Source organism: Microbacterium sp. SA39, from assembly GCF_000967865.1.
Lineage (GTDB): Bacteria > Actinomycetota > Actinomycetes > Actinomycetales > Microbacteriaceae > Microbacterium.
Window position 1 is genome coordinate 146,362 of record NZ_JXRU01000032.1, and the last position, 23,603, is coordinate 169,964.

Sequence of the window (23,603 nt, forward strand, 5' to 3'; positions counted from 1 at the left end):
CACGTGCGAGGCGAGCATGCACAAAAGGTGGAACAGTAGGTAACTTTGAGCGATCCGCGATGGCCGCGGTTTCGTTGAGGGAGGCACCCGTTGACCATCTCCACCACCAAGAAGCTGCTCGGCGCGACAGTCGCCGCGGGCGTCATCTTCGCGCTCGCCGGCTGTGGCCAGGCGCCCGCCGACGAGCCGGCCGGCTCCGAGGGCCCGGCAGACTCCGACTTCCTTCCCTGCCTCATCTCCGACGCGGGCGGCTGGAACGACAAGTCGTTCAACCAGTCGGCCAAGGAGGGCATGGACAGCGCCGCTGAAGAGCTGGGCATCAAGCCCCTCGAGTTCGAGTCCGCGAACGACAACGACTACGCACCGAACCTCGAGACCGCGGTCTCCGAAGGCTGCTCGCTCATCGTCGCCGTCGGTTTCAAGCTCGCTGCCGCGACGGTCGAGTCCGCAACCGCGAACCCCGAGATCGACTACGCGATCATCGATGACTACGCCGACACTGACTTCGACGGCACCACCGATGCTCCGAACATCAAGCCGCTCGTCTTCGACACGGCTCAGGCCGCCTACCTCGGCGGATACGCCGCAGCAGGTTGGTCCGCCCAGAGCGGCGTCAACAAGGTCGGCACGTTCGGCGGGATGCAGATCCCCTCGGTCGCCGTGTTCATGGACGGTTTCGCGCTCGGCGTCGACAAGTACAACGAGGACAAGTCCGCCGCCGTCCAGGTCTTCGGCTGGGACGTCGCCACGCAGGAGGGCTCCTTCACCGGTGGCTTCGATGCGAACGACACCGCCAAGCAGACCGCACAGGGCGTGCTCGACCAGGGCGTCGATGTGATCCTCCCCGTCGGTGGACCGATCTACCAGAGCGCCGCGGCAGCCATCGCCGACAGCGGCAAGGAGACGCTGATGGTCGGCGTCGACAGCGACCTCGCGGTCGCCGACCCGAGCGTCGCAGACGTCACGATGTTCTCGATCATGAAGGCGATCAACGTCGCCGTGAAGGATGCGACCACCGCAGCCGCCGCCGGCGAGTTCGACGCGGCGCCGTACGTCGGAACGCTCGATAACGAGGGCGTCAAGCTCTCCGGATTCGGCGACTTCGAAGGCGAGCTCCCGGACGGTCTCCTCGACGAGATCGCAGCGCTCCAGGAGCAGATCATCTCCGGTGACATCACGGTGGAGTCCGAGAACTCCCCGTAAGTCGAAACGGTGCAGGTGCGGGGCGAGTGGTGAGCAGTCTGCCACTCGCCCCGCACTGTGACCGGACGAAGGTCCTGCGGGATCACTTCTGGATGACTCTTCTGGATAAGGTGCAGATATGAAGCTCGAACTTCGCGGCATCACCAAGCGATTCGGTACTCTCGTCGCCAACGACCACATCGATCTGGTCGTCGAGCCGGGGCAGATCCACGCGTTGCTCGGTGAGAACGGTGCCGGCAAGTCCACCCTCATGAACGTGCTCTACGGCCTGTATCAGGCCGACGAGGGCGAGATCCTCCTCGATGACGAGGTCCAGCGCTTTCGCGGACCCGGCGACGCGATGGCGGCCGGCATCGGCATGGTCCACCAGCACTTCATGCTCGTCCCCGTCTTCACGGTGGCGGAGAACGTCATGCTCGGTCACGAGCAGACCAAGGCCCTCGGCACGCTCGACATCGCGAAGGCGCGAGAGCACGTGCGAGCGGTCGCCGCGCGGTTCGGCTTCGACATCGATCCCGACGCGCTCGTCGGCGACCTCCCCGTAGGCGTCCAGCAGCGCGTCGAGATCATCAAGGCGCTCTCCCGCGATGCCAAGGTTCTGGTGTTCGACGAGCCCACCGCTGTGCTCACTCCGCAGGAGACCGATGAGCTGATGGGCATCATGCGCCAGCTCCGCGACGAGGGCACCGCGATCGTCTTCATCACCCACAAGCTGCGCGAGGTGCGCGAGGTCGCCGACACGATCACCATCGTTCGTCTCGGGCGGATCGTCGGCGAGGCGTCCCCCTCGGCGACGAATGCCGAACTCGCCTCCCTCATGGTGGGACGAGCGGTCGAGCTCACGGTGCACAAGGACGCTCCTCGCATCGGAGAGGGCGGACTCGAGGTCAAGGGCCTTCGCGTGCTGACACCGACCGGCGCGATCGTGGTCGACGGCATCGACTTCGCGGTGCGTCCCGGGGAGGTCCTCGCGATCGCCGGCGTTCAGGGGAACGGACAGACGGAACTGGTGGAGGCCATCGTCGGTCTCGCGGCCCGTGTCGAGGGAAGCATCACCCTCGACGGGACGGAGCTCGTCGGCAAGAGCGTGCGCGCGATCCTCGATGAGGGCGTCGGTTACGTGCCCGAGGACCGGACCGAGGACGGCCTCGTCGCCGGATTCTCGGTCGCGGAGAATCTGATCCTGGACCGGACGGATGACCGTGCCTTCAGCCGGGGCGGCACCATCCTGCGGTCGGTTCTGGAGAAGTTCGCCGGAGACCGCATCCGCGAGTACGACATCCGCACGCAGGGACCGCACACCCCCGCCGGGACGCTCTCGGGCGGCAACCAGCAGAAGGTCGTGATCGCGCGGGAGATGAGCCGTGACCTGCGGTTGCTGGTCGCCGCGCAGCCGACCCGCGGTGTGGACGTCGGCTCGATCGAATTCATCCACAAGCGCATCATCGAGACGCGGGATGCCGGTGTGCCGGTGGTCGTCGTCTCCACCGAGCTCGACGAGGTCGCGGCTCTCGCCGACCGCATCGCGGTCATGTACCGCGGCGCGATCGTCGGCATCGTTCCGGGCGACACACCCAGAGAGACACTCGGACTCATGATGGCCGGAGCGGCAGAAGGAGAGGTGGCCGCGTGAGCGGATCGACGCCCGGTGCGGGAGACGTGACCAAGGGCCTCCCTCCGGAGCAGCTCGGCACGCCCACCGGCACCGTCCCTCGCGACTCGTCGGATGTGCCACCGCCCCCGCGCGGCAACGTCATCCTCAAGGAGATGCTGCGCGGCAGCGCGGTCACCACGATCCTCGCGATCGTGCTGGCGCTGATCGTCGGCGGCATCCTCATCGCGTTGACCAACACCGACGTGCAGGAGGCCTCCGGGTACTTCTTCTCACGGCCCACCGACACGATCGCCGCCGCGTGGAACGCGGTCTACAACGGCTACGAGGCGCTGATCCGCGGAGCGATCTTCAACGCGCGCGGTGCCGACTTCGCCGCGCAGATCCGTCCGCTCACGAACACCCTCGGTTTCGCCGCCCCGCTGATCGCGGCGGGCCTGGGTGTCGCTCTCGCGTTCCGGGTCGGCCTGTTCAACATCGGCGCCCGCGGGCAGATGCTCATCGGTGTCGCGGTCGCCGCTCTGCTGGCGTTCTCGCTGGACCTGCCGCTGTGGCTGCACATCCCCGTCACGCTGATCGCCGGGATCGCCGGTGGTGCGCTCTGGGGCGCCATCGCGGGTCTGATCAAGGCCCGCACCGGTGCGCACGAGGTGATCCTCACGATCATGCTCAACTACATCGCCTATTACCTGCTGCTGTGGATGATCCGCACACCGAGTCTGCTGCAGAAGCCGGGCACGAACCAGGCGCTCGGCTCGGCCACGCCGGAGAGCGCGCAGTTCCCGACTCTGCTCGGACCGCAGTTCCCGCTGCTCGACCTCGGGTTCGTGATCGTGGTCGTGGCGACGCTGTTCGTCTGGTGGCTCATCGAGCGGTCATCGCTCGGCATGCGGATGCGCGCCGTCGGTGAGAACCCGCACGCGGCGCGCGCCGCCGGCATCAGCGTGCAGCGCATCTACGTGTACGCGATGCTCTTCGCCGGAGGCCTCGCGGGCCTCGCGGGTATGAACCAGATCCAGGGCGCCGTCACCACGGGTGTGACCGAGACCATCGACGCAGGCATCGGATTCGACGCGATCACGGTCGCTCTTCTCGGACGCAGCCGCGCCTGGGGCACGTTCGCCGCCGGCATTCTGTTCGGTGCGCTCAAGGCGGGATCGTTCTCGATGCAGGCGCAGGACATCCCGGTCGACATCGTGCTCGTCGTCCAGTCGCTCGTCGTGCTGTTCATCGCCGCGCCCCCGCTGCTGCGCGCCGTGTTCTTCCTGCCCAAGACCGACATCGAGAAGGCGGCCAGGCTCAGAGCCAAGGCCGCGAAGAAGGCGGTGACGGCATGACGAACCTCGTGCAGACCCAGGCCGCCGACGGCACCGTGCAGCTCGCGACCGTGAAGGAGCGGCACCTCAAGGCGCCGATCGTGCTGGCCGCGGCCACCGTGCTGCTCGTGCTGCTGTTCCTGCTCGTGCCGCGCTCCGGAGTGAGCACCTTCCGGCTCTCCGACCAATCGTCGGCTTTCGCACTGCCGGACGTCGCCCTGCCCACGGCCACGACGTTCTGGGTCGTGATCGGCCTTCTCGTCGTCCTCACCGCCGTAGCCTTCCTCAGGGCGTGGACCTACCGCCGTCCGTCGCTGTGGCTGGTCGTCGGGTTCAGCGTGCTGGCCGTGTTCGCCTTCCTCGTGTGGGCCGCCGCCGGCGGCCTCGTCCCGGTGACGAGTCTGCTCTTCGGGGCGGTCTCGCTGTCGGTGCCGCTGGTGTTCGGCGCTCTGGGCGGTGTCATCGGCGAGCGTGCCGGCGTGGTGAATGTCGCGATCGAGGGACAGCTTCTCCTGGGCGCGTTCTCCGCCGCACTCCTCTCCAGCATCACGGGAAACCCCTTCGTCGGTCTGTTCGGCGCGATGGTCGGGGGCGTGCTGGTGGCCAGCGTGCTGGCGGCGTTCGCGATCAAGTACCTCGTCGAGCAGGTCATCGTCGGCGTCGTGCTCAACGTGCTGGTCACGGGGCTCACCGGATTCCTCTACGGCGCTTTGCTCGCGCCGAACGAGGAGACGCTCAACACTCCCGTACGCTTCCCGCGTGTCGAGATCCCGCTGCTCAGCGACATCCCGATCATCGGACCGGTGCTGTTCAATCAGACCTTCATCGGGTACCTGATGTTCGTCACCGTCGCCGTCGTCGCCTGGGGCCTCTACCGCACGCGATGGGGACTCCGGCTCCGCGCGGTGGGCGAGCACCCGCAGGCCGCCGACACCGTGGGCATCAAGGTCAACCCGACCCGGTTCTGGAACGTGCTGCTCGCCGGTGCGATCGCCGGCATGGGTGGCGCGTACTTCACTCTCGTCTCGGTGCCGCAGTTCGGCAAGGACATGACCGCGGGACTCGGCTTCATCGCCCTCGCGGCGGTCATCTTCGGTCGCTGGGATCCGATCCGCGCGACTCTGGCGGCCCTGCTGTTCGGCTTCGCGACGAACCTGCAGAACCTGCTCTCGATCCTGAAGACGCCGATCCCCGGCGAGTTCATGCTGATGCTGCCGTACCTCGTGACCCTGCTCGCAGTGGCCGGGTTCGCCGGTCAGATCAAGGCGCCCGCCGCCGACGGCAAACCGTACATCAAGTCCTAGATCCGTCCGGAAGAGGAAGCACTGCAATGACAGACATCGACTGGGATGAGCTGCGCCAGGTCGCGACGGATGCCATGACCAAGGCGTATGCGCCGTACTCGCGGTACCGTGTCGGCGCCGCAGCACTCGTGGGCGACGGCCGCATCGTGGCCGGCTGCAACGTCGAGAACGCCTCCTACGGCGTGACGCTGTGCGCCGAGTGCGCCCTCGTGGGCGATCTGCACATGTCGGGCGGCGGTCAGCTCGTCGCCTTCGTGTGCGTGAACAACGACGGGCAGACGATCATGCCGTGCGGGCGCTGCCGACAGCTGCTCTTCGAGCACGCGATGCCCGGCATGCTGCTGGAGACCGTCTCCGGCATCCGCACGATCGACGAGGTGCTGCCCGACGCGTTCGGGCCGCGCGACCTGGAGGACGCCCGATGACCGGTCATGGCACCATCGAGCCTTTCGACGCGGTGGATGTCATCCGCGCCAAGCGGGACGGCGGCGCCGTTCCCGAGAAGGCGCTGCGGTGGATGGTCGACGCCTACACGCGCGGCTACGTCTCCGACGCGCAGATGGCCTCGTTCGCGATGGCGATCTTCCAGCGGGGCATGGAGCGCGACGAGATCCGGGTCCTGACCGACGCGATGATCGCCTCGGGGGAGCGGATGAGCTTCGCCGCCCTCGGCAAGAAGACCGTCGACAAGCACTCGACGGGCGGGGTCGGCGACAAGATCACCCTGCCGCTCGCGCCGCTGGTCGCCTCGTTCGGCGTGGCGGTCCCGCAGCTGAGCGGTCGCGGTCTCGGTCACACCGGCGGCACGCTCGACAAGCTCGAGTCGATCCCGGGATGGCGTGCGGCCCTCAGTAACGAGGAGATGTTCGCGCAGATGCAGGGCGACGTGGGCGCGGTCATCTGCGCCGCCGGCTCCGGGCTAGCCCCCGCCGACAAGAAGCTCTACGCGCTGCGCGACGTGACCGGCACCGTGGAGGCGATCCCGCTGATCGCCTCGAGCATCATGTCGAAGAAGATCGCCGAGGGCACCGACGCCCTCGTGCTGGATGTGAAGTTCGGCTCCGGCGCCTTCATGCAGGACATCGATCGTGCGCGCGAACTCGCGCGCACGATGGTCGCCCTCGGCACCGACTCCGGTGTCGCGACGACCGCGCTGCTGACCGACATGAACGTGCCGCTCGGCTTCGCGATCGGCAACGCCAATGAGGTCCGCGAATCCGTGGAGATCCTCGCCGGAGGCGGGCCCGCCGACGTGCGCGAACTGACCATCGCCCTCGCGCAGGAGATGCTGGCGCTCGCGGGCAAGCCGGATGCCGACGTGGAGGCGGCGCTCGACGACGGCCGTGCCATGGACAGCTGGAAGGCCATGATCCGCGCGCAGGGCGGCGATCCGGATGCGGCATTGCCGACCGCTCGCGAGACGCACGTCGTCACCGCGCAGACCGACGGCGTCGTCACCCGCATGGACGCCCTGCCGTTCGGCATCGCCGCCTGGCGTCTGGGCGCGGGCCGCGCGAGGGCCGAGGACCCGGTGATCTTCGAGGCGGGCATCGACCTGCATGCCAAGCCGGGAGATCGTGTTGACGCGGGACAGCCGTTGTTCACGCTGTCCGCAGCGGATGCGGCGCGGTTCCCACGCGCGCTCGAGGCGCTCGAGGGCTCGTGGGCGCTCGGCGAACATGCGCCGGAGGCCGGCCCGATCGTGCGCGAGCGCATCACCGCGTGACCGCTGTCGCTACCGCTACCCTGAACTGAGCATTTCCGCGACCGAGAGGACCACCATGTCGATCGATGCGAACGGCGACGTCACCATCCAGGGGACCTCCCTGCGGAGCCTGCCGAAGGTGTCGCTGCACGACCACCTCGACGGTGCGCTGCGGCCCGCGACGATCATCGAGCTGGCGGATGCCGCAGAGGTCGACGTACCGGAGACCGATGCAGCGGCTCTCGGCTCGTGGTTCACGAAGCAGAGCGATTCGGGCTCGCTGGTCGAGTACCTGAAGACCTTCGACCTCACCACCGCGGTGATGCAGACCAAGGAGGGGCTCACCCGCGTGGCGCGCGAGTTCGTCGAGGACCTGGCTGCGGACGGCGTGATCTACGGCGAGGTTCGCTGGGCTCCGGAACAGCACCTGAGCCGCGGACTCACGCTGGAGGAGACCGTCGAAGCCGTGCAGCAGGGCATCGAGGAGGGCGAGGACGCCGCGGACCGTGACGGGCGCAGCATCCGGGTGGGGCAGCTGATCACCGCGATGCGGCACACGGACCGGTCGTTGGAGATCGCGGAGCTCGCGGTCGACTTCCGCGGTCGCGGAGCCGTAGGCTTCGACATCGCCGGTCCCGAGGACGGATTCCCGGCGTCGAACCACCGCAAGGCGTTCGACTTCCTCGCCGAGAACTTCTTCCCGGTCACCGTGCATGCCGGTGAGGCGGCCGGTCCCGCATCGATCCGCTCCGCGCTGCTCGACGGTCGAGCGCTGCGACTCGGCCATGGCGTTCGCATCGCCGAGGACCTGCAGGTCATCACGCAGGAGGGCGATGAGGTGCAGGTGCAGTTCGGCGAGCTGGCGCGGTGGGTGCGCGATCGCGAGATCCCGCTGGAGCTCTCGCCGTCGTCGAACCTGCAGACCGGAGCGGTCGCGGCCTGGGGCACCGCGCTCGTCGACCACCCGTTCGACCTGCTGTATCAGCTCGGTTTCGCAGTGACGGTGAACGTCGACAACCGCACGATGAGCGCGACCTCGCTCACCCGCGAGCTGGCGCTGCTCGTCGAGGCGTTCGAGTACGATCTCGACGACCTCGAGACCTTCCAGTTCAACGCGGCGGCCGCGGCCTTCCTCCCTGTCGAGGAGCGCGAAGAACTCGTCGAGATGATCGCCGACGGCTTCGACGTCTGACGCCGGTGTCCGGGGGGAACCGACGTCGGGCGAGCATGGTCGTCATCATCGTGAGTGCTGTCGTCGTCGTGTCGGGCGGGGGAGCGCTCGCTGTGCTCGCCGGGATGAACGCGGCGTCCGCCGGCGCGGGTCCGCAGTCGACGGCGACCTCGTCGTCGACGCCAGCACCTTCGCCTGAGCCGACCCCGCTGACGCCGGCGGAACAGCTCCTGGCGGACGCCAACAATCCCCTCGCGTGCGCCGTGAGCTTCGCCGGTGACGGGATCGCCGAGGTTCCGATGCTGCAGTGGCAGAACGGACTGTACGTGGCACTGCCGATCCCGGCGAAGGAGGGTTTCGTCTTCGCCGGCTGGTATCCCTCGGCCGACGACGCTGCGGCGTTCACGTCTGCATCACGTATCAACGGCGCCGATCCGGTCAGCTGCACGGACCAGCAGATCGAGCTGCATGGAGCGTGGAAGACGCCGGAGGAGAACCTCGCGGAGCACACGCAGGTCCCGATCCTGATGTACCACCAGTTCACGGCGAACCCGGACGGCGAGTCCGGGTGGTTGCGTGGGAACTACGCGTATACCGGTGACTTCGATGCCCAGATGAACCACATCGCCACGACGGGCTTCTACCTGCCCACCTGGGATGAACTGAGCGCCTTCATCGACGGGCGGCTTCATCTGCCGGCGCGCTCGGTGATCATCACGGACGACGACGCGGATCAGACCTGGTTCGATCTCGCCGTCCCCGTGATCGAGAGGCATCACCTGCTGTCGACGTCGTTCATGGTCACCGCCTACCGGTCGGATCCTCCGCCGTCGATCTATGTGCTCCGTCGGTCGCACACCCACGACATGCATCAGGCCGGCGCGAACGGCAAGGGACGCATCGTCAACTGGAGTGTCGAAGAGATCGCCGCCGACCTCAATGCGTCCGGCGACACGCTCGGCGTCCGCGAGGTCATCGCCTACCCGTTCGGCCATTACAACGACACGGCGAAGCAGGGCGTGCTGCAGGCCGGTTTCCAGATGGCGCGCACCATCGAACCGGGCTACGTCGGGATCGGCACCGACAAGCTGGCACTCCCGGTGGTCCGCATCGACTACGGGATGGGTCTGGAGTCGCTGATCAAGCGCATCGGCTGACGGTGCTCGGCACCCGCCGTCACCGGGGGAGGTTCTCGAGGAACGCGCCCACGCGGTCCGTCACTTCGGCGTGCATCTTCTCGGACGAGATCGTGGGCGTGCCGTCACCGGCCTGCGGCCCGTAGTCGCCGAAGGAGGCGTGTGAGGCGCCATCGATCTCGATCATCTCGGCGTCGGTGGGGAGCTGGTCACGCACGTCGTCGATCTTCTCGGGGGTGGAGAGCCCGTCCGCGCTGCCGGCCAGGCTCAGCACCGGCAGATCGGTCGCCGAGAGGTCGGTCGCGCAGTAGGAGCCGAACAGCACGAGCGCATCGGCATCCGCCGCGAGCTGGCACGCGCGCACCCCGCCGAGCGAATGCCCGCCGACGCTCCACTCGTCGATGTCGGGTGCCGCCGAGGTGAACGAGTCGAGCCCGCGCGGATCGAAGAAGGCCAGGTTCAGCCAGGGCCGGGTGATCACGACCGTGATGCCTTCCTCGGCCAGGCCCTGCAGGATCGCGGCGTATCCCCAGGGGTCGACCTTCGCGCCGGGGACGAACACCAGCCCGAGGTCGGACTCGCCGTCGGCGGGCGCGAGCACGATCCCTTGCGCGGCATCCTCGACCGTGATCTCCGGGTTCTCCCGCACGCTCGCCAGCGGTTCCGGCTCGGCGGCCATCACTCCGATCTGACTCCACGCGATGATGCCACCGGCACCGAGTACCAGCACGATCACGAGGCCCCAGAGGACACCCTTCAGAACCCGACGCCCACGCTTCTTCCGCACCTCTCAACGCTACTCCGGAGTCGGAGCCGCACCGGCCGCGGCGAGCTATGGGTGGGTCGCCTCGAGCGCGGTCTTCTCGCGCCGGACCGCGCCGCGATAGGCGTCCTTGTTCACGTAGTAGGCCATGCGGTCGAGTCCGAGGTAGTGGTACCCGCCGGTCAGGTCGGGCCAGGGGGCACCGGTGACCCGGGCACGGAACCGGGCTGCACGCGAGGTGTCGTGCTCGACCGCGTCGAGGTACGAGGCCAGGAGGTCCGCCTGCTCGTAGCGGCCCTGCCACCCGATGCCCGATGCCTCGATCATGCCCATCACGTACAGGCCGTTGAAGGATGCGGGGAAGAGGTTGAGGAACAGGCGGGGCGCGGCGCCGCGCCAGTGCAGGTGCTCGCGGTCGACGAACGGGTAGTCGAGCGTGTACCCGGTCGCCAGCATCACCAGGTCATAGTCAGCTGCGCTGCCGTCGCGGAAGTGCACTGTCTCGCCGTCGAATCGCTCGACGTCGGGCAGGATCCGCAGGTCACCCTGACCCAGATGGTTCAGGATCATGGTGTTCACGATCGGGTGGGACTCGTAGATGCGGTAGTCGGGCTTCGGGAACCCGAAGTGCACAGGGTCGCCCGTGAACGCCCGCAGCACCCGGCTGTCGAGCGCCTGCTTGATCCGCGCCGGCAAGGGACGACCCTGGTTCAAGGTGTCGCTGGGCCGGCCGAACAGGTAGCGCGGCACGAAGTAGTATCCGCGCCGCACGCTCATGTCGACGGATGCCGCGTGGTGCACGGCATCCACCGCGATATCGCAGCCGGAATTGCCCGCCCCGATCAGCAGCACCCGCTTTCCGGCTAGCTGCTGCGGGGACTTGTAGGCGCTCGTGTGCAGCAGCTCGCCCGTGAAATGACCCGGTAACATCGGGAGGTTCGGCGCGGAGAGCGTGCCGTTCGCGAGCACCACGCCCGCGTACCTGTGCGTCTGCTCGCCGTCGGGCCCGATGCTGGTCAGGTCCCAGCCGTCGTCGCGCGGCTCGAGCCGGGTCACCCGTGTCTCGAAGCGGAACTTCCCGGTGAGGTCGAAGTGGTCGGCGTACTCCTGGAAGTACTCTCGCAGCACGCGGTGGCCGGGATAGTCGACGCGCGAACGCATCGGGAACTCGGTGAACTCCGTGGTCGTGCGCGACGAGATGAGGTGCGCCGATTCGTACATCGTGCTGCGCGGGTTCGTGATGTCCCAGAGGCCGCCGACGCGGTGCGACGCCTCGTAGCCGTCGACCGGGATGCCGCGTTTCTGCAGAGCGCGCGCCGTGGCCAGGCCCGACGGACCTGCCCCGATCACCGCGTATCTGCTCATGCTGCTCCCTGCACGTCGTCGTGCGTGAAATCCGGTGCTCGCGAAATCGCCCCCGACCTCCCGATCGTAACGGGTGGGCGAGGACGATCACGGAGCAGAGCGGGTCATGCCTCGCGAACGGCCTCCTGACGCGCTGCGACGGCTTCCTGCACGGACGGGAACAGCGGATGCTCGGGGTCGAGGCCCGTGACGAGCTCGGTGAGGTCGCGGGCGTCCTCCGAGCGCAGCAGGCGCTGGAGTTCCAGAGACTGCTCGTCCTCGGCGTCATCGAACTCCAGCGCCGCCGCGACCGCGGCGACCAGAGCATCCGAAAGCAGGCCGCGCTCGGCGGCCATCGCAGCGGGGCCGATGAAGCGTTCGTTCCGCGAGATCTTCCGCATCGGCTGACGACCGACGCGCTGGACGGTGTCGACCAGCTCCGGGTTGCGGAACCGCTCGAGGATCGTCGCCCGATACGCGGCGAGATCGTCCGGATCCAGGCCGTGCTCGGCCACCAGGACCGCCGATGTCTCCTCCAGCGCCGCCGAGACGCGCGCGGCGATCTCGGGGTCGGCGAGCGCGTCGGAGATGCGCTCGATCCCGGCATGAGCGCCGAAGTACGCCGTCGCCGCGTGCCCGGTGTTCACCGTGAACAGCTTGCGCTCGATGAACGGAGCGAGGTCGTCGACGAAGTGCGCTCCGGGGATGCGCGGCAGCTCGCCCCCGAAGGGCACCGACTCGATCGCCCACTCGAAGTACGGTTCCACCGTGACGTCCACGCCGCCGCCGGCGGGCTGCGCCGGAACGATGCGGTCGACAGCGGTGTTCGCGAACACGGCGCGAGACATCAGCGCTCCGGCATCCGCTCCTGCCGCCGACTCGATCTCGGTGCGGAGCAGGTCGGTCGCACCGATCGCGTTCTCGCAGGCCATCACCTGCAGGGGCGAGGCGTCCGGAGAGCGCCGGGCGAGGCCTGCGACGATCGCCGGAGCGACGAACCGCAGCACGGTCGGACCCACGGCGGTCGTGACGACATCGGCCGTCGCGATCTCCCGCGTGAGCGCATCCGGGTCGGTGCGGCTGTTGACCGCACGGAACCCGGTGACGACGTGATCCACGCCGCCGGGCCCCGCCTCGTGCACGGTGTACTCGTCGACCGCGTTGATGGCGTCGACGAGGGCGTCGGCGACATCGGAGAACACGACCTCGTACCCGCCCTCGTGCAGCAGCAGGCCGACGAAGCCGCGCCCGATGTTGCCGGCGCCGAAGTGGACAGCTTTCATCCCCGGTTCACCGACCATCACTCGTTGACGGCGGACAGCAACGCGAACAGCTCTTCCGGCGTCTGAGCCGCGTTGAGCTTCTCGACGTCGTCCTCGTCCGAGAACAGGATCGCGATCTGGGACAGGATCTCGAGGTGCTCGTCGCCGCGACCGGCGATGCCGACCACGAACGTGGCCTGCTCCCCGGCCCAGTCGACGCCGCCGTCGTAGCGGACGACCGACAGAGCCGATCCGAGGATCGCGTCCTTGGTCTCGTTCGTGCCGTGCGGGATCGCGAGGCCGTTGCCCATGTAGGTGGAGACCGTCGCTTCGCGCTGATGCATCGCGTCGACGTATGCCGGGGTGACGGCGCCGGCCGACACCAGGATGTCGGTGGCCTCCTGCAGGGCGGCATCCTGGGTGGTGGTGCCGGAGTGGATGCGGACCTGCCCGAGGGTCAGAACGCTCATCATGATTCCTTTCGCTGTTCGCGCACCATCTCGACGACCTCTTCGTACTGCGGTGCGTTCATGAAGTTGTCGACCGACACATGGACCGAGTTCGGAGATTGTGCCTTCGCGCGATCGGTCAACTGCTGCTGCGTGATCACGAGGTCGGCCGTGCCGTCGAGGTTTGCGATGGACTGGTTCGTGACGGTGACGCCCTCGACTCCGGCTTTCTTGAACTTATTCCGCAGGACGCTCGCGCCCATAGCGGAGGAGCCCATCCCGGCGTCGCATGCGAACACGACGTTCTCGATCCGGCGGTCAGTGGCGACGCCCGTCGCGGCGCCGGCGGCGCCCGCTGCCGAGGAGGCCCGCAGGGCATCCATCGCCGCGGAGGACTTGCCCTTGTTCGCCTCGGTCTGCGCGATCGCGGCTCCGAAGGAGTCACCCTCGGCTGCGAGGTCGCGCTTGCGCGAGGCCCGCAGGATGACGCCGGTGATGAGGAAGGTCACCACGGCGGCGATGATCACCGAGAGGTAGACGACCAGGAGGTTGCCGACACCGGCGCCCAAAGCCGCAGCCGTGACGGCGATGATGCTGCCGGGAGCCGCCGGGAAGGCGAGCCCGCCGCCGAGGATCATGTTCGTGGTGACGCCGGCCGCTCCACCCGCGATCAGCGCGAGGATCGTGGTCGGCTTGCTCAGCGCATACGGGAAGTAGATCTCGTGGATGCCTCCGAAGAACTGGATGATCGCAGCGCCGGGAGCCGACGCCTTCGCGACGCCCACGCCGAAGAACGAGAACGCGAGCAGCAGACCGAGGCCGGGGCCGGGGTTCGCCTCGATGAGGAACAGGATCGACTTGCCGGTCTCCGCGGCCTGCTCGATGCCGAGCGGCGTGAACACGCCGTGGTTGATCGCGTTGTTGAGGAACAGGACCTTCGCCGGCTCGACGATGATCGAGACGAGCGGGAGCAGGCTCAGCGTCACCAGCCAGTCCACCGCCGCACCGAGCACGGCGCTGATGCCGAGCATCACCGGTCCGAACGCGAAGAAGCCGAAGATCGCGAGGATCATGCCGAGGATGCCGGCGGAGAAGTTGTTGACCAGCATCTCGAAGCCCGGACGGATCTTGCCGTCCCAGAGCCGGTCCATCTGCTTGGTGATCCAGGCGGCGAGCGGCCCCATGATCATCGCTCCGAGGAACATCGGGATGTTCGTGCCGACGATGACGCCCATCGTCGCGATGGTCGCGACCACGCCGCCGCGCTCGCCGTAGACCATGCGGCCGGCGGTGTTGGCGATGAGTAGCGGCAGCAGGTAGGTCACCATCGGACCGACCAGGCCGACATAGGCGAGGATGTTCCCGCCATCGCCCTCGGCGACCGACGTCATGGCGCCCTGCCATCCGATGATGGCGGAGTCGCCACCGCCGCCGACGATCTCGGCGACGCCGGCCCAATGCCAGCCGAACGGGCTGCGCGCGCCGAAGAAGCCGTCCGGGATGAACAGCATGGTGATGAAGCCCCACGCGATGAACGCCGCGATGTTGGGCATGATCATGCCGGACAGGAACGTGCCTACGCGCTGCACGCCTGTTCGGAGGCCGCCGCCTGTCTTCGTGGCGGCTGGTGACGTCGTCGTCATGATGTCGTCTCTTTCTGGTGGGAGGGGAGGGATGCTGTGGCTTCGACCACGGCCTGGCGTGCGCTGTCGGCATCGTCAGCCGCAAGAGCTGTCTCGGCGAGGCTGCGGGCCTCGTCGAGGGTGTGTTCGGAGAGGGTGTGCCGGACGTCCGCCAGGGCGGAGGGAGCCATCGACAGACTCGTCGCCCCGAGGCCGACGAGGACGACCGCGAGCAGGGGATCGGCGGCGGCCTCGCCGCAGATCCCGACCGGCTTGCCGAGGCGTGCGCCCGCGGCTCCGACCTCGCGCACGAGACGGAGCACGGCCGGATGCCACGGGTTCTGGAAGGCGGCCACAGAGCCGAGCATCCGATCGGCAGCCATCGTGTACTGCGTGAGGTCGTTGGTGCCGATCGACGCGAAGTCGGCGTGCGCGAGCACTCGGTCGGCCAGCAGAGCGCTCGAGGGAACCTCGACCATGACCCCGGCGGTCTTCAGCCCGTATTCGCGGGCGAGAGTGGTGAAGTAGATCGTCTCCTCGACGGTCGCGATCATCGGCGCCATGACCCACAGGTCGGCATCCGTCTCGGCCTCCGCCTCGGCGAGAGCGGTCAGCTGCTCGCGCAGGATGTCCTCGCTCGCCCGCAGTGCGCGGATGCCGCGGAGACCCAGTGCGGGATTCTCCTCGTGCGCGTCGTTGAGGAACGCGAGCGGCTTGTCGGCCCCGGCGTCGAGCATCCGCACGACCACCTTCTTGCCGGGGAAAGCTGCCAGGAGCTCGCGGTAGGACTCGCGCTGCTGCGAGACCGTGGGCGCCTGCGACGACGAGAGGAACAGGAACTCGGTGCGGAAGAGCCCGACGCCCTCGGCCCCCCGTTCGACCGCATCGGCCGCGTCCGCGGGCTTCCCCAGGTTGGCCAGCAGCGCGATCGGCGTGCCGTCGGCGAGGGCGCCGGGAGTCGTCGGTGCCGCGTCGGCGGACTGGCGAGCGGCCGCGCGCTGCGCCGCCCGATCCGTGTCCTCCGTCGACGGGTCGGTCGTCACGACACCGGCTGCAGCATCCACGATCACCGTCTCGCCGTTGACGAGCGAGAAGCCGTCCGCGACGCCCACGATCGCGACGATGCCCTTCTCGCGGGCGAGGATCGCCGTGTGCGAGGTCGGTCCGCCGTCGACCGTGATGAGTCCGAGCACCTGGTCGAGGTTCAACAGTGCCGTGTCGGCCGGTGCGAGGTCGCGTGCCACGAGCACGAACGGATGCCCCGGGTCGGGGACTCCGGGCGCGTCCACCCCGCGCAGGCCGGCGAGCACCCGCTGCGCGATGTCGTCGAGGTCGGCGGCGCGCTCGCCGAGGTAGCCGCCGACAGCTTCCAGCGTCGCGCGGAAGCCGGCGAAGGCGTCGTGCACGGCCCATTCAGCGGTGGCCCCCGCATCGATGCGCTCGTCGACCTCGTCCTGCAGCGTGGGGTCCTCGGCGATCATCGCTTGAGCCTCGAGCACCTCCTGCGCCGAACCGCCCGCGGTCTCGCCGCGCGCGGTCAGTTCCCGGGCGACGACCGCGATGGCCTCGCGCACCCTGGCGCGCTCGGCCTCGGCACCGACGGTGCTCGGAGTGTTCTCGGGCGCCGGCATCGCCTCGGTCATCCGGATGACGGTGCCCTGGGCGACTCCGAGGCCGATGCCGACGCCGCGGAGCTCGCTCATCCGGCGGCGTCCTGGTCGTGGTCGGTCGTGAGCAGTTCGGTGAGGGTGTCCAGCACGCCTTCGGCGCCGTCGCCCTCGGCGGTGAGCGTCACGTAGTCGCCGTATTCCACCGCGAGCGAGATCACGCCGAGGATGCTCGCGGCGTTCACGGGCTTGCCGGAGTCCTTCGCGATCGTGACGGCGAGGCCCGACTCCTTGGCGGCCTGCGCGAAGAGCTTCGCCGGCCGCGCGTGCAGTCCGTGGGAGGAGCCGATCCGAACGGTGCGTGTGGCGGTCATGGTGTTCCTTTCGGGGTGGTCCTGAGGTCGTCGAGGAAGGAGCGCGCGAAGGCGAGCGTGAGCGCGCCGTCGCGGTCGGCGAACACGTCGTCCGGCAGCACCGCGACGGGGGAGTGCGCGTGCTGGCGGATCACATCGAGGCGATCGGCGAGATGCGGGCCGACGAGGATCAGGTCATGGTCGCTTCCGGGGACGGAATGCTCCATCCCTGCGGAGGCATCCCAATCCAGACCGGCATTGGTCGCCGCGCGCCGGAGACGCTGGGCGACGAACGTGCTGGACGCACCGGCGCCGCACACCACGAGGATCCTCATCGATCGTTCCACCTTCCTGAGAACAGTCTGTGAACGGGAGGGGGTCTCGCGCCAACAGGTTCCTTTCCGCCCCTGCGGAACGGCGGCTTCCGCGCACCGGCGCGCCCGTAGCTGACATCATGGAGAGCACGCGAGGACAGTGCAGTCAGCAGGGAGAGCGGGAGGATCATGTCGCGACAGCGTCAGGACCTGCTCCTCGCCACCCTGCTCCGGCAGGAGGGATGGGCGACCGCCGCGAGCCTGGCCGACATGCTCGGCGTCACGCCGCGCAGCATCCGCTCCTATGTCGCCGCGCTCAACGCCCGCACGCCCGGCGCCGGGGTGATCGAATCGGGACCGGCGGGATACCGGGCCGGTCCCGGCGCCCGCGGCGCGATCCGCCTGCGGCAGACCGGGGAGTCGGCGCCGCGCGACCGCTTGCACGCGCTGGTGCGCACGCTCCTCGATGTACCCGCCGGCATCGACGTCTTCGACACCGCAGATGACCTGCACGTGAGCGAGGCGACGCTGGAGGCGGACCTCGTGCGCGTCCGGGGTCTGCTCGACGGCACCGACCTCGCGCTGGAGCGCGAGCGCGAGACGGTGCGGCTGCGGGGCAACGAGACGGCCCAGCGGCGCCTGCTCAGCAGGCTGGCCCACGACGAGATGGACGATGCCTCCTTCCACCCGGAGACGTTCCGCCGCGCCCTGTCGGGCAGTGCCGTCGCCGCACACGCCGTCGGGCCGTTCAAGACCGCGCTCGTTCGCGAGCTCGGCGAGCTCGGCTACTACGTGAACGAACTCGCGATCGCGGACGTGCTGCTGCACATCGCGATCGCCGCGGAGAGGGTCGCCGCAGGTCACGCGCTGGATTCATCGCCGGTCGGTGCCCGGGAGGAGATCCCCCGGGTCGGGGCTGTCATCGCGCGTCTCGCCGAGGAGAACTTCGACGTCGTGCTCGGCGAGGGCGACAGCAGCCACCTCGCCTCGCTCGTCCTCACACGGATCGTCGCACCGGGGGAGGATGCCACGCGCGATGTCGCGCGCAGCGGAGTGGAACCCGAGGTGGAAGCGGCCGTTCGGGCCGAGATCGCCCGCGCCGCCGAGGACTACCAGGTCGACCTCGTCGACGAGACCTTCGTCCTGCGGCTCGCCCTGCATGTGCAGAACCTGTTGCGGCGAGCTGAGGAGAGCGCGCTGACCCGCAACCCGCTCACCCGCTCGCTCAAGACGACCTACCCGATGATCTTCGAGGTCGCGGTCTCGATCGCGAGCGGGCTGCACGACCGCGTCGGCACGCCGATCCACGACGACGAGATCGCCTACATCGCCATGCACGTCGGCGGCCGCCTGGAACGCAGCAGGAAGGCGGAGTCCATCCTGACGGCGACCATCGTCTGCCCCGGCTACTACGAGCTGCATGAGCTGCTGCGCTCGAGCGTCGACCGGTCCCTCGGTTCCGCCATCGAGGTGACCAGCGTGATCACCAACGTCGACCCGGACTGGGCGTCGTTCGACACCGATCTCGTCCTCAGCACCATCGAGCCGGGGTCGCCCGGCGATCGCTTCGTCCGCATCCAGCCGTTCCTCACGGATGCCGACGTCGACCGCATCCAGCAGGCCGCAGCGCGGGTCCGCCGCGGCCGCAGGCTCACCCGCCTCCGCGGCGAACTCGCGCGCTACTTCGACGCAGATGCCTTCGTCTTCCCGCTCCCCGACGAGGGGGAGGAGGCGATCATCCGGCGCCTCGGCGGGCTGCTCGTCGACGCCGGTCTCATCGGCGAGGACTACGTCGAGAACACCATCCTCCGAGAGCGGATGTCGTCGACCGCGTTCACGGATGCTCTCGCGGTGCCGCATGCGCTGCAGATGACGGCGACACGCACGGCCATCGCGATCGGGGTCGCCGACGGCTCGGCGGCGTGGGGCGGCGGTCGCGTGCAGGTCGTCGCGCTCGCGGCCTTCAGCGAGAGCGACCGCGCCGCGTTCCAGACCGTGTTCGAGCAGCTCGTCGAGGTGTTCAGCGAGCGCGAGAGCGTGCAGCGCATCGTCCGCCGGGGAACGACCTTCGAGGCTTTTCTCGACGAGCTCGTCGCCGTCATCGACGGCTGATCGAACCGCTCACGCTCGAGGGTCGAGCACCTCGGCCAGCTGATCGAGCACCGTATGAGCCGACGCCGACTCCGCCGTCTCGAGCACGACGGCGTCGCCCGGGCCGATCGCGAGGTCCATCACGGCCAGCACGCTGCTGAGGTCGACCGTCGACCCGTCAGCGGTGCGGAGAGTGATCGCCCGCTCGTGCGACTGCGCGAGTCGCACGAGCTCGGCGACCGGCCGGGCGTGCACGCCGTTGTGGGCGCTGACGATGACTCGTCTGCTCGGCATCGTCAGGAACGCTCGTCGAGCAGTGCCCGCACGCCGGTCTCGAGCTCCGCCACCGCCGCGATGGCGCCGTCGGCGGATTCTGCACGGGCGTCGATGTAGACCTTGAGCTTCGGCTCGGTGCCGCTCGGTCGCACGATCACACGGGAGCCGTCGGTGAGGCGGTACCGCAGCACATCGCCGGACGGCTGCCCCGGCCCTACGTGCAGCAGATCCTCGACCGAGGCGATCGACCGGCCCGCGATCTGCGTCGGCGGCAGCGTGCGCAAGGCCAGCATGACGTTCCCGATCACGGAGAGGTCGTCGACGCGCACCGAGACCTGCCCGCTGGCGAAGTGGCCGTAGGTCTCTCCCAGCTCGCGGAGGAGGTCGGCGAGCGTCGCTCCACGTCCGTGGGCCTCGGCGGCCAGGCCGAGGATGGCGATCGCGGCGGAGATGCCGTCCTTGTCGCGGACCGTCTCCGGGTTGACCAGGTAGCCGAGAGCCTCCTCGAAACCGAAGACGATGCCGGGGGCCCGCGAGATCCACTTGAAGCCGGTCAGGGTCTCATGGAAATCGAGACCGTGGTGAGCGGCGACGGCTCCGAGACCGGGGGAGGAGACCAGCGAGCACGCGAGCGACGCTCCGGGGGTTCCGGCGGCGGCACGCGCCGCGCGGGCGCCGAGCAACAGTCCCACCTCGTTCCCGGTCAGGCGCCGCCACCCGCCAGGCACGGTGTCGTCGGGGATCGCGAGCGCGAGCCGGTCGGCATCAGGGTCGTTCGCGAGGATGAAGTCCGCGCGGGCGCGGCGGGCCGTGGCGAACGAGAGATCCATCGCCCCCGGTTCCTCGGGATTCGGGAACGAGACCGTGCGGAACGTGGCGTCGGGTTTCAGCTGCTCGTCGACGACCACCGGCTGCGGATAGCCCGCCGCCCTCAGGATGCGCGACAGCGTCTCCCAGCCCACGCCGTGCATCGCGGTGTAGACCCAGCGCAGCGCCGACGCCCCTGCCGGTGCCGGAGCGACCGCAGCGGTCGCCGAGATGTACGCCTCGACGATCTCGTCGCCGGCTGTCTCGTACGCGGTCGAACGGGGGAGGAGCGACGCGTCGGCGTCATCCGCGACCCGCTGGATGTGCGCGGCGATCTCGGCATCCGCGGGCGCGACGATCTGCGACCCCTGGTCGGACCCGCCGAGGTACACCTTGTAGCCGTTGTCGTTCGGCGGATTGTGGCTGGCGGTGACCATGACACCGGCATCCGCCCCCAGATGACGCACCGCGAAGGCCAGCACGGGGGTCGGCAGCAGCCGGGGCAGCAGGATCGCCCGGAGTCCGGCACCGGCGAACAGCTCCGCCGAGTCGGTGGCGAACCGGCGCGAGTTGCGGCGACCGTCGTAGCCGATCACGACGGTGGGAGTCCCGCCCTGCGACTTCTGCCGGAGGTAGGCTGCGAAACCCGCGGCCGCCTGTGCCACCAGCACGCGGTTCATCCGGTTGCTGCCCGCGCCGAGCTCTCCGCGCAGACCCGCGGTGCCGAAGGCGAGACGCGCACCGAAGCGGTCGTCCAGATCCGCCACGGCGGTGGTGTCGCCACCTCCGGCGCGCGTGATCAGGCCGGCGAGCTCGTCGCGCGTCTCGGGGTCCGGATCCTGGCGGAGCCAGGCGCGCGCCGTGGCCAGCAGCTCGTCGCTCACCTGCTGCTCGCTCACCTGCTGCTCGCTCACCTGCTGCTCGCTCACAGTGCCTCGACCACCTTGGCGAGGAGCGCGGAGATCACGGGTTCGGCCTCGCGGCCCGCCTCGATGACCTCGGCGTGGCTGAGCGGGGTCTGCTGGATGCCGGCGGCGAGGTTCGTGATGAGCGAGAAGCCGAGAATCTCCATGCCGGCTTCGCGCGCGGCGATCGCCTCGAGGGCGGTGGACATGCCGACGATGTGCCCGCCGATGTGCTTCGCCATCTGCACCTCGGCCGGGGTCTCGTAGTGCGGTCCGCGGAACTGCGTGTAGACGCCCTCGTCCAGCGACGGGTCGATCGTTCGAGCGATGTCGCGCAGTCGCTTCGCGTAGAGGTCGGTCAGGTCGATGAAGGTCGCACCTTCGAGAGGCGAGTCGGCCGTGAGGTTGATGTGGTCGCTGATCAGCACGGGCTGCCCGGGCGTCCACGTCTCGCGGATGCCGCCGGCACCATTGGTCAGGACCATGATCTTCGCCCCCGTGGCGGCGGCGGTACGGACGCTGTGCACGACCCGGCGCACGCCGTGGTCCTCGTAGTAGTGGGTGCGAGCGCCGATCACCAGCACGTTCTTCCCGCCGGGGGTGCGGATGCTGCGGAGCGTGCCGACATGGCCCTCCAGAGCGGGCTTCGAGAATCCGGTCACCTCGGTGGCGGGGACGGTCGCGACGGTCTCGCCGATGATGTCGGCGGCCTTGCCCCAGCCGCTGCCGAGGGTGAGGGCGATGTCGTGCTTCTCGACTCCGGTCAGGCGCGCGATGTCGGCGGCGGCCTGTGCAGCGACCTCGAACGGGTTCGCGGTCGGGTCGTCGAGGGGGTTGCTGTGGGTTTCGGGCATGGATCCACTCTAGGAAGGTGCAAGCTCGGGGGCCAGGATTGCGGAAGAATGGATTCCATGACTTCCACCCCTTTCGAGCGCACTCAGCGCGTCGCCGTCCTCGGCGGCGGACCCGGCGGATACGAGGCGGCCCTGGCGGCCGCCCAGCTCGGAGCCGAGGTGACGCTGATCGAGCGGGTGGGTGTCGGCGGAGCCGCCGTCCTGACCGACGTCGTGCCCTCGAAGAGCCTGATCGCGACGGCCGACGCGGCCGTCGCCATCTCCGAGGCGAGCGACCTGGGCGTGAACTTCTACGCCAAGGGCGACACCGGCAAGCCGCTCAAGCCCGAGATCGCGATCAACCTGGCCGCTGTGAACAAGCGGCTGGTCGCGCTCGCCGGTCAGCAGTCCGAGGACATGCGCGCGACCCTGATGGACGCGGGCGTGCGCATCCTCTCCGGTCACGGCCGCCTGGAGGGCGCCACCGCGATCATCGTCTCCACCGGGCAGGACGGCACCGACTTCGACCGGGTGGAGGCCGACACGATCATCGTCGCCGTCGGCGCCTCGCCGCGCGAGCTGGATTCCGCCAAGCCCGATGGCAAGCGCATCCTCACCTGGACGCAGCTGTACGACATGAAGGCCCTCCCCGAGCACCTCATCGTCGTGGGGTCCGGCGTGACGGGCGCGGAGTTCGCCTCCGCCTACATGAACCTCGGCGCGAAGGTCACGCTCGTCTCCAGCCGCGACCAGGTGCTGCCCGGCGAAGACAAGGATGCGGCCCACGTGCTGGAGAAGGTCTTCAAGCGCGGCGGGATGACGGTGCTCTCGAAGTCCCGCGCCGACAAGGTCGAGGCCACGAAGGAGGGCGTGACGGTCACGCTCTCGGACGGTCGGACCGTCGAGGGCAGCCACTGCCTGATGGCGGTCGGCTCCATCCCGAACACCGCCGGGATCGGACTCGAGGAGGCCGGCGTCGAACTCAACGAGTCGGGCCACGTGCGGGTCAACAAGGTCGCGCGCACCTCCGTGCCGAATGTGTACGCCGTCGGAGACTGCACCAACTTCTTCCCGCTGGCATCCGTCGCCTCCATGCAGGGACGCACCGCGGTGTTCCACGCGCTGGGCGACATCGTCATCCCGCTCGAGCTGATCAAGATCACCTCGAACATCTTCACGGCACCCGAGATCGCCACGGTCGGCTACTCCGAGAAGGATGTCGAAGACGGCATCGCCGACGGCCTGGTCTACAAGCTGCCGCTCGCCGCCAACCCTCGCGCGAAGATGATGGGTATCAAGGACGGCTTCGTGAAGATCATCGCGCGCAAGGGGTCGGGCACGGTGATCGGCGGTGTGATCGTGGCGCCGAAGGCCTCCGAGCTCATCTACCCGATCGCGGTCGCCGTGGAACGGCGTCTCACGGTCGATCAGGTCTCCCGCGTCTTCGCCGCGTACCCGTCGCTGTCGAGCAGTATCACCGACGCCAGCCGCGCGATGCACCTGGGCTACATCTCCTGAGGCGTTTCGTCT

The 23,603-nt window shown here is 68.9% G+C and carries 21 protein-coding genes; 10 read left to right on the forward strand and 11 right to left on the reverse strand.

Annotation, left to right across the window (positions count from 1 at the left end):
- Positions 1–90 precede the first annotated feature (90 nt).
- From RS85_RS08415 to RS85_RS08450, 8 genes are all read left to right on the forward strand, one after another.
- A complete protein-coding gene (locus RS85_RS08415) occupies positions 91–1,203 on the forward strand; it encodes a BMP family lipoprotein (protein WP_046012978.1) in 1,113 nt (370 codons plus the stop codon).
- Positions 1,204–1,321: 118 nt separating this feature from the next.
- Complete coding sequence (locus RS85_RS08420) at positions 1,322–2,836, forward strand: ABC transporter ATP-binding protein (protein WP_046012979.1); 1,515 nt, start codon at positions 1,322–1,324, stop codon at positions 2,834–2,836.
- Positions 2,833–4,152: an ABC transporter permease gene (locus RS85_RS08425; protein WP_046012980.1), complete on the forward strand. Its 1,320-nt coding sequence runs from the start codon at positions 2,833–2,835 to the stop codon at positions 4,150–4,152. Before RS85_RS08420 ends, RS85_RS08425 begins: the two co-directional genes overlap by 4 nt.
- Positions 4,149–5,435 (forward strand): ABC transporter permease, encoded by a 1,287-nt coding sequence (locus RS85_RS08430; RefSeq protein WP_046012981.1) that lies wholly within the window; start codon positions 4,149–4,151, stop codon positions 5,433–5,435. Before RS85_RS08425 ends, RS85_RS08430 begins: the two co-directional genes overlap by 4 nt.
- A 26-nt stretch (positions 5,436–5,461) precedes the next feature.
- Positions 5,462–5,860, forward strand: a complete 399-nt coding sequence (locus RS85_RS08435; RefSeq protein WP_046012982.1) for a cytidine deaminase — start codon at positions 5,462–5,464, stop codon at positions 5,858–5,860.
- Positions 5,857–7,161, forward strand: a complete 1,305-nt coding sequence (locus RS85_RS08440; protein WP_046012983.1) for a thymidine phosphorylase — start codon at positions 5,857–5,859, stop codon at positions 7,159–7,161. The genes RS85_RS08435 and RS85_RS08440 overlap by 4 nt, the downstream gene beginning before the upstream one ends.
- Positions 7,162–7,216: 55 nt before the next feature.
- Positions 7,217–8,332 carry an adenosine deaminase gene (locus RS85_RS08445; protein ID WP_046012984.1) on the forward strand — a complete coding sequence of 372 codons (1,116 nt, stop codon included), beginning with the start codon at positions 7,217–7,219 and terminating at the stop codon, positions 8,330–8,332.
- Positions 8,333–8,367: 35 nt separating this feature from the next.
- Positions 8,368–9,468 carry a polysaccharide deacetylase family protein gene (locus RS85_RS08450; RefSeq protein ID WP_052703494.1) on the forward strand — a complete coding sequence of 367 codons (1,101 nt, stop codon included), beginning with the start codon at positions 8,368–8,370 and terminating at the stop codon, positions 9,466–9,468.
- Positions 9,469–9,487: 19 nt separating this feature from the next.
- Here RS85_RS08450 and RS85_RS08455 read toward each other — a convergent pair whose 3' ends face one another.
- From RS85_RS08455 to RS85_RS08490, 8 genes are all read right to left on the reverse strand, one after another.
- Entirely contained in the window at positions 9,488–10,234 is a 747-nt protein-coding gene (locus RS85_RS08455) for an alpha/beta hydrolase (RefSeq protein ID WP_046012985.1), read from the reverse strand.
- Positions 10,235–10,279: 45 nt separating this feature from the next.
- Positions 10,280–11,575, reverse strand: coding sequence for a flavin-containing monooxygenase (locus RS85_RS08460; RefSeq protein WP_046012986.1), 1,296 nt, complete (start codon positions 11,573–11,575; stop codon positions 10,280–10,282).
- Positions 11,576–11,679: 104 nt separating this feature from the next.
- A complete protein-coding gene (locus RS85_RS08465; RefSeq protein WP_046013072.1) occupies positions 11,680–12,837 on the reverse strand; it encodes a mannitol-1-phosphate 5-dehydrogenase in 1,158 nt (385 codons plus the stop codon).
- 17 nt (positions 12,838–12,854) lie between these two features.
- Entirely contained in the window at positions 12,855–13,286 is a 432-nt protein-coding gene (locus RS85_RS08470; protein ID WP_046012987.1) for a PTS sugar transporter subunit IIA, read from the reverse strand.
- Positions 13,286–14,908: a PTS mannitol transporter subunit IICB gene (locus RS85_RS08475; protein ID WP_046012988.1), complete on the reverse strand. Its 1,623-nt coding sequence runs from the start codon at positions 14,906–14,908 to the stop codon at positions 13,286–13,288. The genes RS85_RS08470 and RS85_RS08475 overlap by 1 nt, the downstream gene beginning before the upstream one ends.
- The gene (ptsP, locus tag RS85_RS08480) at positions 14,905–16,590 is read right to left on the reverse strand and encodes a phosphoenolpyruvate--protein phosphotransferase (protein ID WP_082087548.1); all 1,686 of its coding nucleotides are present in this window, start codon (positions 16,588–16,590) and stop codon (positions 14,905–14,907) included. The genes RS85_RS08475 and ptsP overlap by 4 nt, the downstream gene beginning before the upstream one ends.
- Positions 16,587–16,868, reverse strand: coding sequence for an HPr family phosphocarrier protein (locus RS85_RS08485; protein WP_046012989.1), 282 nt, complete (start codon positions 16,866–16,868; stop codon positions 16,587–16,589). Before RS85_RS08485 ends, ptsP begins: the two co-directional genes overlap by 4 nt.
- Entirely contained in the window at positions 16,865–17,182 is a 318-nt protein-coding gene (locus RS85_RS08490) for a PTS sugar transporter subunit IIB (protein ID WP_046012990.1), read from the reverse strand. The genes RS85_RS08485 and RS85_RS08490 overlap by 4 nt, the downstream gene beginning before the upstream one ends.
- A 168-nt stretch (positions 17,183–17,350) precedes the next feature.
- Here RS85_RS08490 and RS85_RS08495 point away from each other — a divergent pair, with 168 nt between their 5' ends.
- A complete protein-coding gene (locus RS85_RS08495) occupies positions 17,351–19,273 on the forward strand; it encodes a BglG family transcription antiterminator (RefSeq protein WP_046012991.1) in 1,923 nt (640 codons plus the stop codon).
- Positions 19,274–19,282: 9 nt separating this feature from the next.
- Here RS85_RS08495 and RS85_RS08500 read toward each other — a convergent pair whose 3' ends face one another.
- The 3 genes from RS85_RS08500 to RS85_RS08510 are packed head-to-tail and all read right to left on the reverse strand — an operon-like array spanning position 19,283 to position 22,094.
- Complete coding sequence (locus RS85_RS08500; protein ID WP_046012992.1) at positions 19,283–19,546, reverse strand: HPr family phosphocarrier protein; 264 nt, start codon at positions 19,544–19,546, stop codon at positions 19,283–19,285.
- Between the two features lie 2 nt (positions 19,547–19,548).
- Positions 19,549–21,219 carry a phospho-sugar mutase gene (locus RS85_RS08505; RefSeq protein ID WP_046013074.1) on the reverse strand — a complete coding sequence of 557 codons (1,671 nt, stop codon included), beginning with the start codon at positions 21,217–21,219 and terminating at the stop codon, positions 19,549–19,551.
- Positions 21,220–21,260: 41 nt separating this feature from the next.
- The gene (locus tag RS85_RS08510; RefSeq protein WP_046012993.1) at positions 21,261–22,094 is read right to left on the reverse strand and encodes a purine-nucleoside phosphorylase; all 834 of its coding nucleotides are present in this window, start codon (positions 22,092–22,094) and stop codon (positions 21,261–21,263) included.
- Between the two features lie 48 nt (positions 22,095–22,142).
- Between RS85_RS08510 and RS85_RS08515 the strand changes: the two genes are divergently transcribed.
- On the forward strand, positions 22,143–23,591 hold the full coding sequence (locus RS85_RS08515) for an NAD(P)H-quinone dehydrogenase (RefSeq protein WP_046012994.1): 1,449 nt from the start codon (positions 22,143–22,145) through the stop codon (positions 23,589–23,591).
- Positions 23,592–23,603: the final 12 nt, after the last annotated feature.